The organism is Mycobacterium sp. E2462, assembly GCF_001672685.1.
Classification (GTDB): domain Bacteria; phylum Actinomycetota; class Actinomycetes; order Mycobacteriales; family Mycobacteriaceae; genus Mycobacterium.
This window is the reverse complement of the sequence record NZ_LZKC01000013.1, coordinates 1-5,711: the sequence shown is the minus strand read 5'-3', so window position 1 is coordinate 5,711 and position 5,711 is coordinate 1. Positions and strand designations below refer to the sequence as shown.

General features: G+C 71.7%; 5 protein-coding genes. All 5 read right to left on the bottom strand.

The genetic code is table 11. The features are described 5' to 3' along the window. Positions 1-875 (bottom strand): copper transporter (locus tag A5714_RS00845; RefSeq protein ID WP_068074855.1); only part of this gene is annotated, 875 nt, incomplete at its 3' end. Between the two features lie 21 nt (positions 876-896). Further along, complete coding sequence (steA, locus tag A5714_RS00840; protein WP_068074852.1) at positions 897-2,078, bottom strand: putative cytokinetic ring protein SteA; 1,182 nt, start codon at positions 2,076-2,078, stop codon at positions 897-899. Between the two features lie 140 nt (positions 2,079-2,218). Continuing rightward, positions 2,219-3,973, bottom strand: a complete 1,755-nt coding sequence (recN, locus tag A5714_RS00835; RefSeq protein WP_068281852.1) for a DNA repair protein RecN — start codon at positions 3,971-3,973, stop codon at positions 2,219-2,221. A gap of 23 nt (positions 3,974-3,996) precedes the next feature. Then, complete coding sequence (locus tag A5714_RS00830; RefSeq protein WP_082959501.1) at positions 3,997-4,923, bottom strand: NAD kinase; 927 nt, start codon at positions 4,921-4,923, stop codon at positions 3,997-3,999. Beyond that, the coding region (locus A5714_RS00825; protein WP_068281850.1) for a TlyA family RNA methyltransferase at positions 4,920-5,711 on the bottom strand (792 nt) is incomplete at its 5' end. The genes A5714_RS00830 and A5714_RS00825, both read right to left, overlap by 4 nt.

Sequence of the window (5,711 nt, the reverse complement as noted above, 5' to 3'; positions counted from 1 at the left end):
AGGTCGTGCAGCCCCAGCACCGCGGTGATGCGTCCCGGCGCGGCGTCGACGTCGTCGACCGTGCTGACCGCGGAGTTGATGCCCGCGTCCGCCCGGGCGACCGCCACGGCGGCGCCGCCGGTCGACGAGCCGTCCCGCCCGGCGAGCAGGACCCCCGAGCCGTGCGGCGCCAGCGCCGCGGTGAAACGCGCCACGCTGGCGCCCTGGTTGCCGGCGTCCGGGGCCAGCGCGCCGCCGGTGACGACGAGCGCGGCGTTGGCCGGCCCCAGGTGCTCGGTCGGCTGGTAGGTGATGAACCCGGTGTCGCGCAGCGCCGCGAGCACGGTGGCCCGCTGCGTGTCGTCGACGGGCGGCACCGCCGGATTCGGGTTGGCCAGCAGGGCGATGCCCAACAGGTCACCGGCCTGCGACCCCTGGTCGACGAGCTTGGTGCTCAACTGCTGCCCGGCGGGCAGGATCGACGAGTTCACCACGGTCAGCAATTTCTCCGCCGAGTTGGCCTCGACGAACTCCGCGGTCAGTGCCACCGTCCCGGTCACCGTTCCGCCCGCCTGACCCACGAACTTCGACACCGCGGCGACGTCGTCGTCCTTGGCGTCGGGGGTGCGGAACACGACCACCGATTTGGCGCTCAGCGCGTCGTGCACGATTCGGCCGACCATTTGCGTGTCGAAATTGTTTGCCGCACTGAGCTTCTCGTTCAGCACATTTTTCTGATCGTTGAGTCCGTTGATCTGCTGGGTCAGGTCGCGCTTCTCGTCACGCAGGCTGGACAGCAGCGTGTCGGACAAGAAGCCAGAACCCAGCACCACTCCCACGGCCAGCGCCAGGAAGACGGCGGCCAGGGAGAAGGCGTGTTGGCGTAACGAGATCACGAGGCGGCGTCCTTAAGCGGGTTACGTCACCCACTTCTGCACCATCAGGCAGAAGTGGTTCCAGTAGTCGGTGGCCCAGTGCAGCACCACGCCGTCGGTGCGCGACACCCACAGCGCGACGATGACGGCGATGAGCATGGTGAGCGCGAGCAGCGCGATCGCGCCGGCCGAGATGTGGTTGCGGTACAGGGTGGCGACGGCGCGGGCGTCGACGACCTTCTCCCCCACCCGCAGCCGCGTCAGGAACGTCGACGGGTTGCTGTGCGCGCGGGTGCGGTCGAAGAACGTCTCGATGTTCGCGGTGTGCCCGGCGGTCACCAGCAGCGCGGCGCCGTGGTGGTCGGCCAGCAGCAGGGCCAGGTCGATCGCCGAGCCGGCGGCGGGGAAGGTCATCGCGCCGACGCCCAGGTCCTGGATGCGTTCCAGGCCGGGCGCGTGGCCGTCGGCGTCGGCGGGAAGCACCACCTGGGCGCCGCACTTGAGGGCCTCGGTGCTGATCTGGTCGGGGTCGCCGACGATCACCTGCGGCCGATAACCGCCCTTGCGCAGCACGTCCGCGCCGTTGCCCACGCCGATCAGCACCGGCTGGTACTCCTTGATGAACGGCTTGAGGGACTTGAGGTCCTCCTCGGCGCTGGGCTCGTCGGCGACGATCACCACGTGCCGCCGGCGCAGGTCGACGTCGATGTCCGGGATGCCGATGCCGTCGATGAGCAACGGGCTCTCGCTCTTGATGAACTCGATCGTGTTGCCCGCGAACGCTTCCAGGTGCGCGGCCAGGCCGCTCTTGGCCTCGCGCATCAGGTCGGCGATGTCGTGGTCGGTGCGCTCGGTGCCGCGGACCAGCCGGCGGTCGCCGGAGTACACGCCGCCCTCGTGCAGCCGAATCTTGGCGCCGTCCTTGATCTTCTTGAAGATGTCGGGGCCGGTCTCGTCGATCAGGGTGACCCCGTTGTTGACCAGGACCTCCGGGCCGAGGTTGGGGTAGCGGCCGGACACCGACGGCGACGCGTTGATGACCGCGGCGATGTCGGCCTCCACCAAGGCGTCCGCGGTGATGCGGTCGAGGTCGAGCACGTCGAGGACGACGATGTCGCCGGGGCACACCCTGCGCAGCAGTCGGTCGATGTTCCGGTCAACCCGCGCGGTGCCGATGAGTCCCGGCCGGGCGGTGTTACGTGAGAGCAGCCCTGACATCTTCATGGGGGCGATTCTGTCGGCCGGTCCGGCGCGACGCGGGGAGGCGCGCCGTAACATCAGCCACAGAAGTTATCTAGAGTCCCACCAGTCACAGGCCGGTACCGACTGGGTCTCGACCCGTCACACCGGGGTTTGGGGGCGCGCTAGGCCTTTTCGCTCTGCGCCGTCTCGAGCAGCTCGCGGGCATGGGCGCGCGCGCTGTCGGAGTCGCCGAGGCCGGCCAGCATCCGCGCGAGCTCGGCCACCCGCTCGTCGCCGCCCAGACGCCGCACCACGCTGGTGCCGCGCGGGCCGGCCCCGTGCACCACCAGGTGGACGTCGCCGTACGCCGCGACCTGCGGCAGGTGCGTGACGACGATGACCTGGTGGGTGCGGGCGAGCCGCGCCAGGCGGCGGCCGATCTGCACGGCGGCCCGCCCGCCGACACCGGCGTCGACCTCGTCGAACACCATCGTGGTGCCCGCGGCGGAGGCGGCCAGCACCACCTCCAGGGCCAGCATGACCCGCGACAGCTCACCGCCCGAGGCGCTCTTGGCCAGCGGCAGCTGGTCCATGCCCCGGTGGGCGGCGAAACCGAATTCGACCTGGTCGACGCCGTCGACGCCGGCCCGCGCCAGCTCGCCGGAGGGCAGCGTGAGCGCGGCGGGGTCGTCCGGGGTGACGCCGGTGTCGACGGTGACGCCGATGCCGAATTGCGCGTCGGCCATGGCCAGCCCGGCCAGCTCGGCGGTGACCTCCTTGGCCAGCCGCTTGGCGGCCTTGCACCGGATATTGCTGAGATCGGTTGCGGCCGAACCTAATTCGCGGGCCAGCTCGTCCACCCGGGCCGCCAGCGCAGTCAGGCCCTCCTCGGAGACGTCGAGTTGGGCTAGCCGTTGCCGTGACTCGTGGGCCCAGGCGAGGACGCCGTCGACGTCCGCGGCGTACTTGCGGGTCAGCGTGCGCAGCTCGGCCTGCCGCGCCAGCTTGGATTCGAGCGCGCTGGCGTCGACCGGGAGCTCGTCGAGGAAGCCGCTCAGCTCACCAGCGGTGTCGAGCACCACGGTCAGCGCCTCGCCGAGCTGCCCGGCCAGCGCGACGAGCTTCGCGTCCCCGGTGGATTCCAGTGCGGCCCTTGCCCTTCCGAGGCTGTCGGTGGCGCTGTAACCGCCGGAGCCGTCGGTGTCGTCCGCGGACAGCGCCGCGCGGGCCTGGGCCGCGGCCTCGCGCAGGGTGTCCAGCTCGGAGAGCCGCACGATCTCGGCGACCAGGGCTTCGTCCTCGCCCGGTTGCGGGTTCACCACGTCGATCTCGTTGAGCGCGAAGCTCAACCGGTCGGCCTCGAGCGCGAGCTCGCGCATCCGGCTCCTGCGGTCGACGAGGTCGCGGCGCGCCGTCGCCCACGCGTCGCGCAGCTTGCGGTAGCGCTCCAACGCGGCGTCGGCCTTGGCGAAGGTGTCTAGCGCGCCGCGCTGCTCCTCGGGCCGCATCAGGCGCAGCTGGTCGTTCTGCCCGTGCAGGGTGAGCAGCCCGGTGGTGAAATCGCCCAGCGATTTGGCGGGCACGCTGCGCCCGCCGAGGTACGCCCGCGACGGGCCGTCGCGGCTCACCGAGCGCAGGGCGATCACGCTGCCGTCCTCGTCGCGCTCCCCGCCCGACGCCGCCAGCATCTCGTCGAGCCGCACGGCCGTGGCCTCGTCGAGATCGGTTGTGGTGAACCGTCCTTCGACGACCGCCCGGTCGGCGCCCGAGCGCACCCGGGTGGCGTCGGCGCGGGCCCCGCCGAGCAGGTGCAGCCCGGTCACCACCATCGTCTTGCCGGTGCCGGTCTCGCCGGTCAGCACCGTCAGGCCGCGGTCGAACTCACCGACCGCGGCGCTGATGGCGCCCAGCGACTCGATGCGGATTTCGGTCAGCATTCAGCGAACACCGCGCCGCGCCGTCAATTTCCACGCCAGCCGGTCACCGGCAACCGGAACTTGTGCACCAGGCGGTCGGTGAACGGCGCGCTGTCCAAGCGTGCCCACTTGACCGGGGTGTCGCACCGGCGCACCTCGATGCGGCTGCCCGCGGGGATGAGTACCTCGCGGCGCCCGTCGCAGAACACCAGCGCGTCGTGGCCGCCGGCCTCCACCTCGATCGCGATGGTGGCGTCGGGGCTGGTGACCATGGGCCGCCCGAACAGCGCGTGAGCGTTGTTGGGCACCACCAGGATTGCCTCGAGATCGGGCCACAGCACCGGGCCGCCCGCGGAGAACGCGTACGCCGTGGACCCGGTGGGCGTCGACACCAGCACCCCGTCGCAGCCGAACGCCGACACCGGCCGGCCGTCGATCTCGAGCACCACGCCGAGCACGCCCAGCCGGGGGCCCTTCTCCAGGCTCACCTCGTTGAGCGCCCAGCCGTGTTCGATGATGCGGCCGTCGTGGCGCACGATGAGGTCCAGCGTCAGGCGGTTCTCGACTCGATAGTCGTGGGTGACAACGTGATCCAGGACCGTGTCGATGGCCTCCGCCTCGGCCTCGGCCAGAAACCCGATGCGGCCGAGGTTGACGCCCAGCACCGGAATGTCGGCGTTGCGAGCCAATTCGCCGGCGCGCAGGAAGGTGCCGTCACCGCCCAGCGCCAGCACCAGCTCGCAACCCTCGGCGACCTGCGGGTCCGGCTCGACCACCTCGATCTCCCCGCCCATCGCCTGCAATTCGTGCGGGTCGAGCTGCCGGGCGCCGCGATCCACGGCCTCGGCGGACAACACGCGAAGCCCGATCTTGTTGTCGCCCAGCACCTTCTGCACGCGACGCGCGGTCTCGGTGGCCTCCTCGCGCCCGGTGTGCACCACCATCAGCACCGTGCGGTGCGCGGCGCTCACTGCGGGCCCTCGCTCACCGCACGCCGGACCGCCGACACCAAGCGGTCGCCCGTGAGCGCCCGGTCGGTCTTTGCGCGCAGCCACAGGAAGTATTCGACGTTGCCCGACGGGCCCGGCAGCGGGCTGGCGGTGGCATCCAGCGTGCACCAGCCGAGCTCGTCGGCGCGGCGGGCGACCGCCAACACCGCGTCGGCGCGCAAGCCGGGATCCTGCACCACCCCGCCGGCGCCGACCTGACCCTTCCCCACCTCAAACTGTGGCTTCACCATGGGAACGATATCCGCGTCGGGCGCGGCGCAGCCAGCCAGCGCGGGCAACACTGTGGCCAGCGAGATGAACGACAGGTCGGCGACCACGACGTCGACGGGCCCGCCGATGACGTCGGGCGTCAGGTCGCGGGCGTTGGTGCGCTCGACGACCCTGACCCGCGGATCGCTGCGCAGCGACCACGCCAGTTGGCCGTAGCCCACGTCCACGGCCACCACCTCGGTGGCGCCGCGGTCGAGCAGCACCTCGGTGAACCCGCCCGTCGACGCGCCGGCGTCCAGGCAGCGCCGGCCCGCCACGTCGATTCCGAAGGCGTCCAGGGCCCCGAGCAGCTTGTGGGCGCCACGCGAGACCCAGCCGCGTTCGCCGTCGTCGGCGACGGTCAGCGCCGCGGTGATCGCGACGGCGGTGCCCGGCTTGCGCGCGGGCAGGCCGTCGATGCTGACCCTGCCGGCGTCGATCAACTCCGCGGCCTGCTGCCGGGACCGGGCCAGCCCGCGCCGGACCAGTTCGGCGTCGAC